Origin of the sequence: Stenotrophomonas nitritireducens, from assembly GCF_050984405.1 — a bacterium.
Lineage (GTDB): Bacteria > Pseudomonadota > Gammaproteobacteria > Xanthomonadales > Xanthomonadaceae > Stenotrophomonas > Stenotrophomonas nitritireducens_B.
Genome location: NZ_CP158790.1, coordinates 2,885,278 through 2,901,281 on the forward strand (window position 1 = coordinate 2,885,278; position 16,004 = coordinate 2,901,281).

The window sequence follows — 16,004 nt, forward strand, 5'->3', positions numbered from 1 at the left end:
GCGCGCGCGGCGGGGTGTGCGGATCAGCCGTTGCGCTGCTGGAAGTCGTGCATGAACGCCGCCAGCGCCTGCGCGCCTTCCAGCGGCATGGCGTTGTACAGCGAGGCGCGGATGCCGCCGACCGCCTTGTGGCCCTTGAGCGCGAGCAGGCCGGCGGCCTTGGCTTCGGCGACGAAGCGTGCGTCCAGCTCGGCGCTGGGCAGGAAGAACGGGATGTTCATGCGCGAACGCACCGCCGGCGCGACCTCGTTGCGGTAGAAGCCGCCGGAGCCGTCGATGGCCTGGTAGACCAGCGACGCCTTGGCCGCATTGCGGCGCGCGAACTCGGCCGTGCCGCCCTGCGCCAGCATCCATTGCACGGTCAGTCCGAGCAGGTACCAGTTCCAGGTCGGCGGGGTGTTGAGCATGGAATCGCGCGCGGCGTGCGAGCGGTAATCGAAGATGTCCGCGCGCGGCTGGCCGGCGCGCTCTAGCAGGTCGCGGCGGATGATGACCACGGCGATGCCGACCGGGCCCAGGTTCTTCTGCGCGCCGGCGTAGATCACGCCGTAGCGCGAGACGTCGATCGGCTCGGAGGCGATCGACGAACTGAAGTCGGCCACCAGCGGCGCGGCGCCCACGTCCGGCACGTCGCGGAACTCGACGCCATGGATGGTCTCGTTGGCGGTGATGTGCACATAGGCCGCATCGTCGGATAGTTGCCATTGCGCGCGCGCGGGGATGTCGCGGAAACCGCCGGCCTCGCCGTCGGCGGCGATGTTCACGTCCACGTAGGGCCGCGCCTGCTTGACCGCGGTCCTGCCCCAGTGGCCGCTGACCACGTAGTCCACGCGCTGCCCGGCCACGGCGAGGTTCAGCGGCAGCAGCGCCTGCTGGGTGGTGGCGCCGCCGCCCATGAACAGCACCGCATAGTCGTCGGGAATGCCGACCAGGGTGCGCAGGTCGGCTTCGGCCTGCGCCGCCACCGCCATGAAGTCGGCGCTGCGGTGGCTGATCTCGACGATGGACGCGCCCACCCCGTTCCATTCCAACATCTCCGCCTGCGCCTGGCGCAGGACCGATTCCGGCAGGGTCGCGGGGCCGGCACTGAAATTGAACGCGCGCGTCATGTCACACCTGTCCAAGGGGAACCCCAAGTATGCCGCAGCGCAGCAGGCTTTGGGGGCGCGGGAAAAGTTGCATCTGCAGCCAATCCGCCCGGCCGGCGGCGGCCGGCATGACGGGCAGGCGCGGGCTCAGCGGGCGCCGAACAGCAGCAGCGCGCTGAGCGCGCCGCCGAGCAGCAGCGCGCTGAGCAGCAGCCAGGGCCAGCGCCGCGCGCGCGCGGCGGCGCGACGTCGTCGTCGCAGGCTCGCCGTGCTCGGCCCCGCCCATCTCCGCGGCGGCCGGGAAACGGGCCGACTGCGCATCCAGCGGCACTTCCAGCACGAAGCGCTGGTTGCCGTCGAACACCACCTGGTCGCCGCCCTGCAGCCAGCAGTGGCGGACGGCGACGCCGTTGACCCGGCAGCCTTCCGGCGATCCCAGGTCGCGCAGCAGCACCCGCTCGCCATGGCGCTCGAACCGCGCCTGCCGCTCGGGGAAGACCGGGTCGTCGATCACCACGTCCACCGCGCTGTCGCGGCCGATGGTGCGCGGCTGGTCCAGGGTGTAGCAGCGGCCATGGTGGCGGCCGCCGACGCCGCGCAGCAGCACGCGCAGGTCATCGCCTTGCCCGCCGTTGGCCGCGGGCGGCTGCGCGACAGGTTCGCATTCACCGCGCAGCAGCATCTCCACGCCGTCGGCATAGACCGAATCGCCGGCGCGCAGCAGGGCCATGCGCCGCACCGGGCGGCCGTTGACGTGGATGCCGCGGCTGCCGCTGGCTACCTGCAGCCAGACACCGCGTTCGTCGGTGCAGAAGCGCGCCAGCAGCAGCGGGCCGACGCTGTCGTCGCCCAGCCGGACCTGCCCGCTGGCATCGCGGACGATGCGCTGCACCCCCGGCGCGAGGGGCTGATCGGGCTGCTGGCGATTGCTGAAATGGACTTGCAGGGTGCGCACCGGCGGCAGCCTAGCAGGTTGGCCGGACATGCAGAAGCTGGGCGCGGGACTTGGACTGCGCCGCGCCGGTCCGCACAATGCCGCACCCTTCACTCCACGCCCGTTGCCAGGAGCCCTCCATGTCCACCATCGACATCCGCCACGCCCATTCCCTGTCCGAAGAACGCGCGCGCGAGGCCATCGCCGAGGTCGCGCGCAAGCTGCAGGAGCGTTTCGACGTCAATGCCCGCTGGGACGGCGCCAACCTGCATTTCGCCCGTTCCGGCGTCGACGGCGTGATCGAGATGCTGCCCGGCGCGGTGCGGGTGAAGGCCGAGCTGGGCTTTCTGCTGTCGGCGATGAAGGGCATGGTCGAATCGGAGATCCAGCGGGTGCTGGCCGAAAAGCTGGGCTGAACGCCGCCGCGCGGGAACCGATTCCATCACGCCGTGCAGGCATCGCCGCCGCTACGGTGGTTCCCCGGTCGCCAGCACAGAGGAACGCCACAATGAACACCCATGAACACCACGATGCCGGCCGCGACGCAGGCGGCGCCGCGCACGACCGGGCCACGCGCGCCGGTCGCAGTCTGGGCGGATCGGCGCAGCAGGTCTGGCTGGCCGGGCTGGGCGCGCTGTCGCGGGCCCAGGTCGAGGGCAGCCGGCTGTTCGAATCGCTGGTCCGCGAAGGCGAATCGATGGAGGCGCGCAGCCGCGAGGAGTCCCCGCGCGGCGAGAGCCTGCGCGATTCGGTCGAGGCCACCCTGGGCAACGCCCGCGACCGCGCGGCCGGTACCTGGGACCGGGTCGAGAAATCCTTCGAGGACCGGGTGCACCGGGTCCTGCGGCGCATGGATATTCCCAGCCGCTCGGACATCGAGGCGCTCAACGCCCGCCTGGACGCGCTCAACCACCGCCTGAACCGCGCCGAGGCGCACGCCACGCCGAAGCCGAACGCCAGCGAACCGTGATGTTGCAAAGCAGCATCAACTGAGCAAGAATCAACCCGACCCGCCAGCAGTACCGCGCCGTTTGTCTCCCTCCCCTCACGGCTCCGGATGGCGGGTTTTTTGTGCCTGCCCCCCGTGATGGGTGCCTGCGGGGCCATCGATCAGGCGATGTCAGGGATCGCTACGGGCGATTTGTCCTTGCCCCCCCGGGGCAAGCGATGCCCGTGCGGGAGCATTGCGCGCCTTGTTGGCCTTTACGCACTCAGGTGCGCTCCTGCAATGCGCTGTCCGCGAAGCCGCGTCAGCGCACGATCAGGTCGATCAGCCACTGCGCCTTCCTGTAGGGCGGTTTCAGCAGGTCGCCGCCGGTGCGGCGGGCCTGCCACAGGACCGGCAGCTGCTTGCTCATCGCATCGAAGCCGCTGCGGCCGTGGTAGGCGCCCATGCCGCTGGGGCCGATGCCGCCGAACGGCAGGGTGTTGATGGCGAAATGGAACAGCGTGTCGTTGACGCTGACGCCGCCGGCCAGGGTGCCGCGCAGGATCTTCTCCACGCTGGCGCGGTCATGGCTGAACGGGTACAGCGCCAGCGGGCGGTCGTGCGCGTTGACGTAGCCGATGGCCTCGTCCAGCGACCCGACGCTGCGGATCGGGAACACCGGCCCGAAGATCTCCTCCTGCATCACCGCCGCGTCGTCGCCCGGTTCCAGCACCAGGGTCGGCGGGAACAGGCGCTGCGCGGGATCGGCCTCGCCCAGCACGATCACCTCCAGCCCGCGCGCGCGCGCATCGTCCACATACCCCTGCAGGCGCGCGTACTGGCCGGCGTTGATGATGCGGCTGTAGTCCTCGTTGCCGGCCAGGCCCTGGCCGTAGCGCGCGCCCACCTGCGCGCGCAGCGCCTGCACCAGCGCGTCGCGCCGCGCCGCGCCGACCAGCACGTAGTCCGGGGCGATGCAGGTCTGCCCGCAGTTGAACCATTTGCCGGTCGCCAGCCGCGCCGCGGCCTGCTCCGGCGGGTAGTCGTCGCAGACGATAGCCGGCGACTTGCCGCCCAGTTCCAGCGTCAGCGGGGTCAGGTTCGGCGCGGCGGCGGCCATCACCTTGCGCCCGACCGCGGTGGAGCCGGTGAACACCAGGTGGTCGAACGGCAGCGCGGCGAAGGCGCCGGCCACCTCGGCCCCGCCCTCGGCGACGGCGACGCGCCCGGCGGGGAACACCTCGGCCAGCAGTTCGCGCAGGAAGGCGCTGGTGCGCGGGGTGTGCTCGGAGGGTTTCAGGTAGACGTGGTTGCCGGCGGCGATGGCGGTCGCCAGCGGGATCAGCGCCAGGTTGACCGGGTAGTTCCAGGGCGAGATGACGCCGACCACGCCGACCGGCTCGGGGCGGATCTCCGCGCGCGCCGGCCAGAAACGCCAGCCCACGCCGACGCGGCGCGGCTTCATCCAGCCGCGCAGGTGCCGGCGCAGGTGGTCGATCTCGTTGAGCACGGTCATGCCGTCGGCGATGCGCGATTCGTGCGGCGAACGGTGGCCGAAGTCGGCGGCGATGACCGCCGCCATCTCGTCCAGCCGCCGCTTCAGGGCCTCGCGCAGGCGCAGCAGGTCGGCGCTGCGCTGGGCGCGGTCCGGCTTGTGCGCCTGCCAGGCGGCGCGCAGGCGGTCGAGGGTCGGGCGCAGGTCGGCGGTGGGCGTGGAAGCGTGGGTGTCCATGCGATGAAGTCCAGGGGGTGCCATCGGATCCGGCGTCGAGTATGGCCCCCGCCTTCCATGGATGCGGGGCTTGCCCGCATCGGGCCGCGCGGGAACCGCTGCCGGGCTCGCCCGGCAGCGGCGGGGCAGCGCTCCGCGTCAGAAGCGGTACATCAGCTCCATGCCGTAGAAGCGCGGTTCGCTGACGCCGGCGGCGGTGGTGCCGACCACCGTGGTGCCGTAGGTGTACAGCCCGTTCACGTAGCGGTTGTCGAAGGCGTTGTTGACGTAGGCGGCCACGCTCCACTGCGTGGACGGCGAGCGCCAGCGCAGGTACAGGTCGGTGCGGTTGCGCTCCTCGCCGATGGTGAAGGTGGCATAGCGCCCGCAGTTGCCCTGGCTGGAGGAGCCGGAGTTGCAGCGCCCGCGGCCGCCATAGGAATGGCGCGCGGAGAACGTCAGGTCGCCGTACCCGCCCAGCGGCACGGTATAGGCGGCGCCGGCGGCGAAGGACAGGTTCGCCTCGCCGGTCGGCTGGCCGCTGAGGTCGATGCCGTCCGGGGTGACGAAGTCCTTGTAGGTGGAATCAATCCATTCGGCGGCGAAATCCACGCTCAGGTGGTCGCTGGCCTGCCAGCGCGCGCTGAAGTCCACGCCGCGCGCGGTCAGGTCGCTGGTGCTGACCACGTAGCGCGGGATGTCGGACGAGGTATCCAGGCGGATCGCCTGGCGGTTGTCGTATACGTAGTAGAACGCCGAGGCTTCGTACTGCACGCGCAGATCGCGCAGGTCGCGCTTGATGCCGGCCTCGAAATTCCACACGCCCTCGTTGTCGAATGCCGCGCCCGGCGAGAACACGTTGTAGCCGCCGGCCTTGTAGCCCTTGGCCACCGAGGCAAACAGCATGGTGTCCTCGGACGGGTGGTAATCGACGACCAGGCGCGGGCTCCAGTCGCTCCACGCGTTCTTCGCGCGGTTGGTCACGCCCTTGTTGGCCATCGAGATCGGGTCGCTGAAGGCCAGGTCGAAGCCGGCCAGGAACGCCGCGTCGATCGGGATCAGGCCGTCGCCGTCCTGGTCCATGGCGCACAGGCCCAGCGCGTCGCACGGCACCGGCTGCGGCAGCACGCCGTACTGTTCCAGCGTCTGCAGCGCCTGGTTCAGCGCGTCGGCGCGGTGGTAGTCGTTGAACCAGGTGAACTTCTTCTCGTCGCGCGTATAGCGCAGGCCGAAGGTCAGGTTCAGCTTGTCGGTCGCGTGCCAGATCACGTCGCCGAACACCGCGTAGGCGGTGGCGTCGACGGTGTTGTCGTACGACTCGCGCCAGGGGTGGCCGAACAGCTGCACCGGGATGCCGTAGAAATCGGCCGCCTGCTGCAGCATGCCGAACAGCGGCATCCCGTAAAGGCCGGCGGCGGCGGTATTGATGCTGTCGCTGGTCAGGTCGACCACGCTGGACTGGCTGGCCTCCTCCTTGAACCAGCTGGCGCCGGCCACCCAGTCCAAGCGCTCGGTGGTGCCGCTGAACTTGAACTCCTGGTACCAGGTGGTGTTGTCCTCGATGTTGATGGTGTCCAGGTACAGCTCGCGGCGGTTGGTGCCGTCCTCCTCGGCGCGGTTGTACGTATCGAAGGTGCGCCAAGAGGTCATCGAGCTCAGGTGGCCCCACTCGAAGGCGTGGTCCAGGATCAGAGTCGCGCCGTCGAACCGGCGGGTCTCGTCGTTGTCCGGCACGTCGGTGTAGGCGGCATGGCCGAACGGATCCTGGTACTGCGCCGGGTCGGCGGGCACCGGCGGCACGTCCGGCGCCGGCGGCAGCGCGACGATGCCGATGGCCGGGCGCGAGCGCTGGTCCAGGTCCTCGTGGTCCCAGCTCAGCAGCATCTGCGTGTTGTCGCCGATGTCCCAGCGGAAGGCCGCGCGCGTGGCCCAGTTCCTGCCGTCGTCGAGCGACCTGCCGGTAGCCGCGTCGTCCATCCAGCCGTCGGTGCGGCTGCCCATGGCGTTGATGCGCAGCGCGGTGGTCTGCCCGGTGGGCAGGTTGAGCATGCCGTCGAAGTACTCCTTGCCGTAGTTGCCCACGCGCACCCGCGCACGGCCTTCGAGCTCATTGCCGGGACGCTTGGTCACGATGGATACCGCGCCGGCGGCAGTGTTGCGGCCGAACAGCGTGCCCTGCGGCCCCTTGAGCACCTCGATGCGTTCGACGTCCAGGAACGGCAGCACCGTGCCGCCGCCGCGGCCGGCGTAGACGCCGTCCACGTACACGCCGACGGTGGGATCGGTGCCGATGCCGAAATCGCCGGTGCTCAGGCCGCGCAGCTTGAAGCCGGCCTGGGTCGGCTGGTCGTCGCTGATCGACAGGCCGGGAACGAAGTTGTCCAGGTCGCCGAGGTTCTCGGCCATGGTCTGTTCGATGACGTTCTCGCCCACCACCTGCAGGGCGATTGGCACGTCCTTGAGTTCCTGCTCGCGGCTCTGCGCGGTGACCACGATCCGGTCCAGTTCGATGGCATCGGCCGGGGCCGGCGTCGACGGCTGCTGCGCCTGCGCGGCCAGCGCCGGCGATGCCAGCAGCGAAGTCAGCAGGGCCTTGCGGACACCACGCGTCAATCTGTTGTACGTCATCGAGTTCCCCTTTCCCATTGAGTTCCCCTCACGTCGATTCCGCGTGGCGATGCGGGGCCATGTGCCTGTTCCAACCACCTGCCTATGCGCCGCACTCCTGCGCGGACATGGCCGCGATCCACTGCCGTATCAGCTCCACGCCCTCCTCGTGGACGATGCTGCGCCCCAGTTCCGGCATCATCACGCCCGGGTCGGTGCTTTCCATGCGGTAGGTCAGGATCGAATCGTCCGGCTTGCCGGGCGCGATGTCCCAGGCGCGGTTGCCGGTGCCCTGCCCCGCGGCGATGGGCAGCTTGCAGCGGCCGATGCGCAGCGGATCGCGGGTATTGGCGTCCAGCCACATGCCCGACGTGCGCGCCGCACCCTTCTGGCTGTGGCAATGCCCGCAGTTGATGTCCAGGTACGACCGGGCGCGCGCTTCCAGCGGCGCCTGCGCGTCGTTCCAGGCGACGTTGCGCGGCAGTTCGCCGGCCGGCACGTCGGCCAGGTAGCCGACGTCCTGCCAGTGCCGCAGCTGGTTGGCCTTGCCGTCGGCGTAGGCGAAGTCGTGGTTGAGATGCCGCGCCTTCGGGCCGATCGGGAAAATCTGCTTGGACTTGAGGTCGGTGCCGTGGCAGCCGGCGCACTGGTTCTCGTCCGGCACCATGTACTCCAGCTGCTGGCGCTTGCCGTCCGCGCCGGCCAGGGTCAGCGGCACCAGTTCGCCGGTGCGCATCAGCCGGGCCTCGCTCTGTTCGGCGTTCCACACGTACGGCAGCGCGATCCAGCCCGAGGCGCGGCGCACCAGCAGCCGCGTTTCCACCAGCCGCACCTTGCCCAGCGTCAGCCCGCCGTCCGGCTCGGGGCCGGCGTCGTCGCTGCGCAGCACCGTGTCGCCTTCGCCACGCGGGTAATAGAAGGTCTTGCTGATGATGGTGCCGACCGGGAAATCCATGGCCTCGTCCGGCTGGTAGCGCGCCGGCGTGCCGGCCGGCATCCACACCGTGCGCAGCTTGTGCGCGTGGTCGCTGAACAGCGCCGAGTCCAGGTCGTAGGGCAGCACCTGCGCGTTGAGCCGCAGCCGGCCGTCGGCCACGTACAGCACGTTCCAGTCGGACAGGCGCTCGGGCAGGCCTTCGGCGAAGAAATGCACCGGTTCCGGCGCCGGGGTGCGGGCGCAGGCGGCCAGCATCAGCAGCGCGGCCAGCGCCAGCAGGGGGCGGTGCAAGGGCATGCGCATTCCCTCAACCGCGCTTGAGGTCGACCGCCGGCAGCGACGGCAGCGTGCAGTCGTAGGGCCTAGCGTCCTTGCTCGGGTTCTTGTAGCCGCCGGGACCGTCGGCATTGAGCACGCCGGACACGTCGCGCAGGCAGATCTGCGGGCCTTCGGCGCGCTGCGGGTTGACGTAGCCGTCGAACAGCACGTCCGGGAAACTGCCGGTCAGGCCGTACATCGCCACCTTCAGCGCCTTGAAGTCCATCCGATCGGGCGAATCGCCGCCGCCGGACAGGCGGTTGCCGTGCACGTGGATGCGCTCCGGGTACGGGTCGAACTCGCCGGAGGCCTTGTCGTCCTTGTAACCGGTGGAATACACGCTGGAGACGATGATGTTGGCGGTCCGGTTGCCGGCGATGTCGTTGTCGAAGATCTCGATGTTGTCGTTGGAGTTGATCACCACGCCGCTGCCGGCCGGCACGCTGGCCACCGGCGTGCCCTTGGCGCCGAAGTTGTCGTGGTTGTTCTCCACCACCTTGTTCTTGAACACGCGGATCGCGTCGCCCTGCTGGGTCAGCGCCGGCATGTTGAACACCAGGATGCCGCCGGTGTTGCCGGTGGCCACGTTGTCGTAAACGTCGGCGTTGATCGTGTTCTCGATCTCGATGCCGGCCACGTTGCGCTCGGCGCGGTTGTTGCGCACGATCACGTCGCGCGACTGGCCGACGTAGATGCCCGAGTCCGAGGCGCCGATCGCCACCGAATCCTCGATCAGCACGTTCCTGCACAGCACCGGGTACAGGCCGTAGCCGCCGTTGCTGGTCTTCGGCCCGCCGGTCCATTCCACGCGCACGCCGCGCACGGTGACGTTCTCGCACTGGCTGATCTTGAAGCCGTCGCCCTTGCTGTCCTCGATCGCCAGGTTCTCCAGGGTGAAGCCATCGGCGTTCACCAGCAGGCCCTCGGCGCCGGCCTTCTGCCCCTTGAAGCTGAGCACGGACTTGTCCATGCCCTTGCCGCGCAGGGTCACGTTGTCCACGCGCAGGCTGAGGCTGCGGTCGAACTGGAAGGTGCCTTCCGGCACCTCGATCACGTCGCCGGGCTTGGCGTCCAGCAGCTTCTGCTGCAGCACCTTGGCGAAGCCGGCATCACCGGGCGCGGGCGCCGGCGCGTCGGGCGCCTTCTGGCAGCCGGAGAGCAGGAGCGCAAGAGCGCCGATCGTGCCGACAAAAATGCTGCATTGCATGAATTCTCTCCCGTACGTGCTCGCCAAGTCTGCGCCGCAGTCTGGTGCGTACGGACGCGTTGCGCGAAGGGCCGAAGCGGCATACAAAGGGGGGCAAAACGGACAATCGGAAGGATTTCGGATGCGTTTCAACACCGCCGTCGGTGATCGCCTGTCCGTCGCCGACCGGCCCACCAACATCCTGTGCGGCCTGATGCAGTTCGCCGCCGAGAAAGGCGTGGACTGCGACGACTGGTTCGCCGGGACCCGCCTGCAGCCCGCGGAAATCAGCCAGCCCGACACCCGCATGTCCTACCGGCAGGCCAGCACGGTGATCCGCCGCGCCCTGCTCGCGCTGTCCGTGGAGGGCCTGGGGCTGGAGCTGGGCAGCCGCCAGAACCTGGGCAATTTCGGGCTGCTCGGGCTGGCGATGAAGACCGCGCCGGATTTCGGCGAGGCGGTGCGCATCGGCCTGGCCTACCAGCGCAACAGCGGCGCGCTGATGGACATGTCGCTGACCGAACGCGACACCGACTGCCTGGCTGCGGTCGCCACCGCACCGGACGAGGCCTGCGACCTGCTGCCGTTCCTGTGCGAGGAACTGTTCTCCAGCGTGCTGAAGCTGATCCACGAACTGGTCGGCCCCGGATTCCGCCCGCTGCGCGTGGAACTGGGCTACCCGGCGCCGCGCTACGCGCAGCGCTACCGCGACGTGTTCGGCTGCGACGTGCGTTTCGACCAGCCGCGGCACGCGATGGTGATCGAACGCTGCTGGCTGGAACTGCCGTTCGCCAGCTACAACCCGGTGACCTCCAACCAGGTGCTGACCCTGTGCCGCATGCAGCTGGACGCGCTGCCGGCGTGCGGCGAAACCACCGCGGCGCTGGAAAGCCACTTGCGCATGCGCCTGCGCGACAACCCGCAGATGGCCGAAATGGCCGCCGAACTGCACCTGAGCGAACGCACCCTGCGGCGCCAGCTCGCCGAGGAAGGCACCTCGTTCAGCGCGGTCCACGACCGCGTGCGCACCAACCACGCGATGGAACTGCTGCGCGATCCGAAGCTGAGCATCGTCGCCATCGGCGGCCAGCTCGGGTTCAACGATGCCCGCGAATTCCGCCGCGCGTTCAAGCGCTGGACCGGGCGGGCACCGAGCGAGGCACGGCGTTCCGGGACTGACGGCGTGCCCGTAGGCGCCTTGTAGCAACTGTGTTCGTCATGCTCCTGCTTGGCGGGGTACCCCCGCATCGCGTGCCCGGGCATTGAGGATCACCAGCATCTTTCGCATGACGGCCACGATGGCCACCTTGGCGGCCTTGCCGCGAGCGCGCAGGCACTGATAGAAGTCGCGCAGGCGCGGTTCGTGCCGCAAGGCCGACAGCGCCGACATATACAGGGCCTGACGGATGTCGGCCCTTCCGCCCCAGATGCGGCGGGTACCGCGCATCGTGCCACTGTCGTGCGCCAGCGGCGCCACACCGACCAGTTTGGCGACCGCCTTGCCATCCAGCTTCCCCAGTTCCGGAAGCTGGCTGGCCAGCACTGCCAGCAAGACCGGTCCGACCCCCTTGAGGGTCTGCAGGGCGTGCAGCTGCGGCTGCTCGCTGACCTGTTGGGCGATCTGCTGGTCCAGGAAGTCTTTGCTCTTGCGCAGTTGAGTGAGGTTGCCCTGCAGCATCCGGCGCAGCGCTCGATCCTTCACCGCCCGCAGCTGTTGTTCCGCCCGGACCAGCAACTGCACCACCTGCCGTCGGCTTTGCACATGCTCGGCCAGGCGCCGCTGCCACGGGGCCGGTGGTTGGTACGCCGGCAGATCCAGGACCTGGGCGATATGGGCCAAGACTGCCGCATCCAGACGGTCGGTCTTGGCCAGTTGCCCCGTGGCCCGGGCAAAGTCCCGGACCTGGCGGGCATTGGCCCGCACTACCGGCAGTCCCGCCGCATGCAGGGTATCGAGCACATCCTGTTCATAGCCTCCGGTAGGCTCCAGCACCACCTGCCGAACCGGCAGGGTCTTCAGCCAGAGAATCAGCTTGCGGTGGCCGGTGGCAGTGTTGGCAAAGGACCGGTGGCCGCCTTGGTGGACCGCCACATCCAGCGTGGCCTTGCTCACATCGATCCCGATCCCGTTCATGGCAGAACTCCGTTAGGCTGGAAGGGTCGAGAGCTCCCCCGCTTGCCCAGTCTTATCACTACGAGCGCCTACTCGAGCAACTGTTCGGGCGGATCAGGGAGATTCCGGCGTGGGCACCTTGCTACGGAACGATCGCTGCGGATCCAGAGCGGGACGGTGGCCCACGTCGGCTCTCGACACCTAAATTGCCTGATCACGAACAGATAAGAGCGGGGCTTGCCCCGCTGCGCCGTCCACGGCAATCCCAGCGGGGCAAGCCCCGCTCTACAGGGCAGTTCCCCGGATTCGGCTGCAGGAAAAAAACCGCCGGGAGCGGTTTCTGACATCGCCCGCCGACGATCCGAAAGGTTCCCGCCAGGGATGGCGGAAAAAAACGCCGCGCATCACTGCGCGGCGCCCATCCTTTCCGTGTTTCGCGCGCGTCGCGCCGTGTGGATCAGGCGCGCAGCTGTGCCAGCGCCTCGCGCGTCATCGGGTCGGCGATCTCCACCGCCTCGCCCTGCAGTGCCGGCAGCAACTGGTTGGCCAGCTGCTTGCCCAGCTCCACGCCGAACTGGTCGAAGGCGTTGATGCCCCACACCAGCGACTGCACGTAGACCGCGTGCTCGTACATGGCGATCAGCGCGCCCAGCGCATGCGGGGTCAGCGCGTCGAGCAGGATCAGCGTGCTCGGGCGGCCGCCCGGGTACTGGCGGTGCGGATCGTCGCTGTCCTGGCCGTTGGCCAGCGCCTCGGTCTGCGCCAGCAGGTTGGCCAGCAGCGCCTGGTGGTTGATGGTGTACGGGTCGTCGTTGCGCACGCAGCCGATGAAATCGGCCGGCACGATGCTGGTGCCCTGGTGCAGCGCCTGGAAGAAGCTGTGCTGCACGTCGGTGCCCGCCCCGCCCCACCACACCGGCACGGTGTCGGCGTCGACCGGGCTGCCGTCGAGCTTGACCCGCTTGCCCAGGCTTTCCATCACCAGCTGCTGCAGGTAGGCCGGCAGCAGCGCCAGCCGCTGGTCGTAGGTCATCACCGCGTGCGTGGCGCGGCCGAGCGCGTTGCGGTTCCAGATGTCGGTCAGCGCGTGCAGCACCGGCAGGTTGCGCTCCAGCGGCGCGCTGGCCGCGTGCGCGTCCATTTCCGCCGCGCCGGCCAGCAGCTGGCCGAAGCGCTCGAAACCGATCGCCAGCGCGATCGGGAAACCCACCGCCGACCACAGCGAGTAGCGGCCGCCGACCCAGTCCCACATCGGCAGCACGCGCGCGGCGTCGATGTCGAAGGCCCTGGCGGCGCGTTCGGGATTGGCGCTGACCGCGTAAAGGCGTTCGCTGCCGCCCAGCCAGTCGCGCAGGATCGCGCCGTTGAGCAGGGTTTCCTGGGTGCCGAAGGTCTTGGAGATCAGGATGCCGGCGGTGGTGGCCGGATCGAGCGTGGCCAGCGTGCGCTGCATCGCCGCGCCATCGACGTTGGAGACGAAGTGCACGCGGAAACGCGCGCCGCTGGCCGGGCGCAGCGCGTCGGCCACCAGCCGCGGGCCGAGGTCGGAACCGCCGATGCCGACGCTGACGATGTCGGTGACGCTGCTGGCTTCCAGCGCCTGCACCAGATCGCCCATGCGCTGCTGCACGGCCTTCGCCTCGGCGTGTTCGGCCGCCGCCTTCGGGCTGGCGTCGCCGCGCAGGGCGCTGTGCAGCACCGCGCGGTCCTCGGTGATGTTGATCTTCTCCCCGCCGAACAGGCGCGCGAAGCCGCCGGCGACGTCGCGCGCGGCGGCCAGTTCGAGCAGCGCCTGCAGGGCCGCGCGGTCGTAGCTCTGCCGCGCGAAGTTCACGTACAACGGACCGACCTTGAACGCCAGGGTTTTCACCCTGTCCGGCTCGGCGGCCAACAGCGAGGGAATACCCGTGCCCTGCAGTCGCTGGGCGTGGGCGTGCAATGCGGTCAATCCGTTGTGCGTGGTCATGCGGCCTGTGTGGGGATGGAGTTGTTGGTGTGGGTGATGCGGTTGTTGCCGTCGACATAGACCAGCCTGGGCTGGAAGCTGTCGGCCTCGGCTTCGCTCATGCTGGCGAAGGCGGCGATGATGATCACGTCGCCCACCTGCACGTGGCGCGCGGCGCCGCCGTTGAGCGAGATCACGCCGCTGCCGGCTTCGGCGCGGATGGCGTAGGTGGAGAAACGCGCGCCGTTGGTCACGTCCCAGATGTGCACCTGTTCGAACTCGCGGATGCCGGTGGCTTCCAGCAGGTCGCCGTCGATCGCGATGGAGCCTTCGTAGTTCAGCTCCGAGTGGGTGACGGTGGCGCGGTGGATCTTGGTCTTGAGCAGGGAAAGTTGCATGGCGGTGCCGGAATACTGCGAAAGAAAGCATGCAGTCTAGCACCGGCGCGGGCCCTTGCCCGCACTGCAACATAAGCTGTCCGGCCCGGTCGCGGGGCGTGAAAATGGCGCCACGGGGGCGCCATTGCATGACCGTCGGCCGCGGCCGCCGGGACAGGGGCGGTCCCGGCGCGGGCCTCAGAACTCGATGTTGTCGATCAGGCGGGTATTGCCCAGCCGGGCCGCGACCAGCGCCACCCTCGCGCCGGCATCGCCCTCGCCGGGCTCGCCCAGGTCCGGCAGGCGCACCACCGCGTAGTCGACCTGGAAACCGGCCGCCTGCAGCTGCGCCGCGCCGTCGGCCTCGACCTGCGCGCGCGCGGTGCCGGCCAGGCTGGCCTCGCGCATGGCCAGCAGCACGCGACGGATCGCCGCGGCCCGCGGCCGGGTTTCGGCGGTCAGGTACTGGTTGCGCGAGCTCATCGCCAGGCCGTCTTCCTCACGCACGATGTCGCCGCCGACGATCTCGATCGGGAACGCCAGGTCGGCCACCATCTGCCGGATCACCGCCAGCTGCTGGTAGTCCTTGCGGCCGAACGCGGCCATGTCCGGCTGCACCTGGTTGAACAGGCGCGAGACCACGGTGCACACGCCGTCGAAATGGCCGGGGCGGTGCGCGCCTTCAAGCAGCGCGCTGACGCCGGGCACGTGCACCTTGGCGGCCAGCTCGACGCCGAACGGATACATCGATTCGACCGTGGGCAGCCACAGCACGTCGCAGCCGGCCTGCTCCAGGCCGCTGGTGTCGGCCTCGGGCGTGCGCGGGTAGCGGGTGAAGTCCTCGTTCGGGCCGAACTGGGTCGGGTTGACGAACACGCTGGAGACCACGCGGTCGGCGTGCTGCCGCGCCAGCGTCACCAGCGAATAATGGCCGGCGTGCAGGTTGCCCATGGTCGGCACGAAGCCCACCCGCAGGCCCTCGCGCTTCCAGCCGCCGACGATGGCGCGCAGCCGGGAAAGTTCGGTGACGGTCTCGATCATGATGCGTACGCATGCTCCGCGTCGGGGAAGGTACCGGCGCGCACCGCGTCGGCGTAGGCGCGGACCGCGCCGGCCACCGAACCGCCTTCGGCAAGGAAATCCTTGACGAACTTGGGCCGGCGGTGGCCGCTGTCCAGGCCGAGGAAATCGTGCATCACCAGCACCTGGCCGTCGCAGCCGGCGCCGGCGCCGATGCCGATGGTGGGGATCGCCACGTCGGCGGTGACCTGCGCGGCCAGCGGCGACGGCACGCATTCGAGCACCAGCAGCGCGGCGCCTGCCTCGGCCACGGCGCGCGCATCGGCGCGCAGCCGTTCGGCGGCCTCGCCCCGGCCCTGCACCTTGAAGCCGCCCAAGGTCAACACCGACTGCGGGGTCAGGCCCAGGTGCGAACACACCGGAATCTCGCGCTCGACCAGGTAGCGGATCACGTCCAGCTTGAAGCCGGCACCCTCGATCTTGACCATCTCCGCGCCGGCGCGCAGCAGCTGCAGCGAGGCCTCCAACGCGCGCTCGGGCGTGGCGTCGGCGCCGAACGGCAGGTCGGCCACCAGCAGGGCGCGCTGCAGCACGCGCGCGACGGCGGTGGTGTGGTAGGCGATGTCGGCCACGGTGACCGGCAGCGTCGAATCATGCCCCTGCACCACCATGCCCAGCGAGTCGCCGATCAGGATCAGGTCGACCCCGTTGGCGTCGAAGGCGCGCGCGAAACCGGCGTCGTAGGCGGTCAACATCACCAGTTTCTGGCCATTGCGCTTGGCCTCGGCCAGCGCCGGGACGGTCCAGGGCTTGCTGTCTGCGTGGGTGCTCATGTGGGGA

13 protein-coding genes and 1 pseudogene are annotated in these 16,004 nt (G+C 69.6%); 3 read left to right on the forward strand and 11 right to left on the reverse strand.

Going from position 1 to position 16,004, the window contains the following annotated elements:
- Positions 1 to 23: 23 nt before the first annotated feature.
- Together serC and ABTV91_RS12830 are read right to left on the reverse strand one after the other, a co-directional pair.
- Complete coding sequence (gene serC, locus ABTV91_RS12825; RefSeq protein WP_433851786.1) at positions 24 to 1,109, reverse strand: phosphoserine transaminase; 1,086 nt, start codon at positions 1,107 to 1,109, stop codon at positions 24 to 26.
- A 126-nt stretch (positions 1,110 to 1,235) separates the two neighbouring features.
- Positions 1,236 to 2,043 (reverse strand): annotated as a pseudogene (locus ABTV91_RS12830) (FHA domain-containing protein).
- 119 nt (positions 2,044 to 2,162) lie between these two features.
- Between ABTV91_RS12830 and ABTV91_RS12835 the strand changes: the two are divergent.
- The gene (locus ABTV91_RS12835; protein ID WP_433851787.1) at positions 2,163 to 2,438 is read left to right on the forward strand and encodes a polyhydroxyalkanoic acid system family protein; all 276 of its coding nucleotides are present in this window, start codon (positions 2,163 to 2,165) and stop codon (positions 2,436 to 2,438) included.
- Between the two features lie 92 nt (positions 2,439 to 2,530).
- Positions 2,531 to 2,992: a phasin family protein gene (locus tag ABTV91_RS12840; protein WP_433851788.1), complete on the forward strand. Its 462-nt coding sequence runs from the start codon at positions 2,531 to 2,533 to the stop codon at positions 2,990 to 2,992.
- 280 nt (positions 2,993 to 3,272) lie between these two features.
- Here ABTV91_RS12840 and ABTV91_RS12845 read toward each other — a convergent pair whose 3' ends face one another.
- The 4 genes from ABTV91_RS12845 to ABTV91_RS12860 all read right to left on the reverse strand — a co-directional run bounded on the left by ABTV91_RS12845 (position 3,273) and on the right by ABTV91_RS12860 (position 9,730).
- Positions 3,273 to 4,682, reverse strand: a complete 1,410-nt coding sequence (locus ABTV91_RS12845; RefSeq protein WP_433851789.1) for a coniferyl aldehyde dehydrogenase — start codon at positions 4,680 to 4,682, stop codon at positions 3,273 to 3,275.
- Positions 4,683 to 4,820: 138 nt separating this feature from the next.
- Positions 4,821 to 7,289, reverse strand: a complete 2,469-nt coding sequence (locus tag ABTV91_RS12850; RefSeq protein ID WP_433851790.1) for a TonB-dependent receptor — start codon at positions 7,287 to 7,289, stop codon at positions 4,821 to 4,823.
- Positions 7,290 to 7,371: 82 nt separating this feature from the next.
- Positions 7,372 to 8,502 (reverse strand): SO2930 family diheme c-type cytochrome, encoded by a 1,131-nt coding sequence (locus ABTV91_RS12855; RefSeq protein WP_433851791.1) that lies wholly within the window; start codon positions 8,500 to 8,502, stop codon positions 7,372 to 7,374.
- A gap of 10 nt (positions 8,503 to 8,512) precedes the next feature.
- Positions 8,513 to 9,730, reverse strand: coding sequence for a parallel beta-helix domain-containing protein (locus tag ABTV91_RS12860; protein WP_433851792.1), 1,218 nt, complete (start codon positions 9,728 to 9,730; stop codon positions 8,513 to 8,515).
- A 121-nt stretch (positions 9,731 to 9,851) separates the two neighbouring features.
- On the opposite strand from ABTV91_RS12860, the gene ABTV91_RS12865 reads away from it, so the two are divergent.
- A complete protein-coding gene (locus ABTV91_RS12865; protein WP_433851793.1) occupies positions 9,852 to 10,913 on the forward strand; it encodes an AraC family transcriptional regulator in 1,062 nt (353 codons plus the stop codon).
- A gap of 12 nt (positions 10,914 to 10,925) precedes the next feature.
- On the opposite strand, the gene ABTV91_RS12870 is transcribed toward ABTV91_RS12865, so the two are convergent.
- The 5 genes from ABTV91_RS12870 to panB form a co-directional block, all read right to left on the reverse strand.
- A complete protein-coding gene (locus ABTV91_RS12870; protein WP_433851794.1) occupies positions 10,926 to 11,843 on the reverse strand; it encodes an IS110 family transposase in 918 nt (305 codons plus the stop codon).
- A 436-nt stretch (positions 11,844 to 12,279) separates the two neighbouring features.
- Complete coding sequence (pgi, locus tag ABTV91_RS12875) at positions 12,280 to 13,788, reverse strand: glucose-6-phosphate isomerase (protein WP_433851795.1); 1,509 nt, start codon at positions 13,786 to 13,788, stop codon at positions 12,280 to 12,282.
- Positions 13,785 to 14,165 carry an aspartate 1-decarboxylase gene (panD, locus tag ABTV91_RS12880; RefSeq protein WP_433851796.1) on the reverse strand — a complete coding sequence of 127 codons (381 nt, stop codon included), beginning with the start codon at positions 14,163 to 14,165 and terminating at the stop codon, positions 13,785 to 13,787. The genes pgi and panD overlap by 4 nt, the downstream gene beginning before the upstream one ends.
- A 177-nt stretch (positions 14,166 to 14,342) precedes the next feature.
- Positions 14,343 to 15,185 carry a pantoate--beta-alanine ligase gene (gene panC / locus ABTV91_RS12885; protein ID WP_433851797.1) on the reverse strand — a complete coding sequence of 281 codons (843 nt, stop codon included), beginning with the start codon at positions 15,183 to 15,185 and terminating at the stop codon, positions 14,343 to 14,345.
- Entirely contained in the window at positions 15,182 to 15,997 is an 816-nt protein-coding gene (gene panB, locus ABTV91_RS12890; RefSeq protein WP_433851798.1) for a 3-methyl-2-oxobutanoate hydroxymethyltransferase, read from the reverse strand. Before panB ends, panC begins: the two co-directional genes overlap by 4 nt.
- Positions 15,998 to 16,004 lie beyond the last annotated feature (7 nt).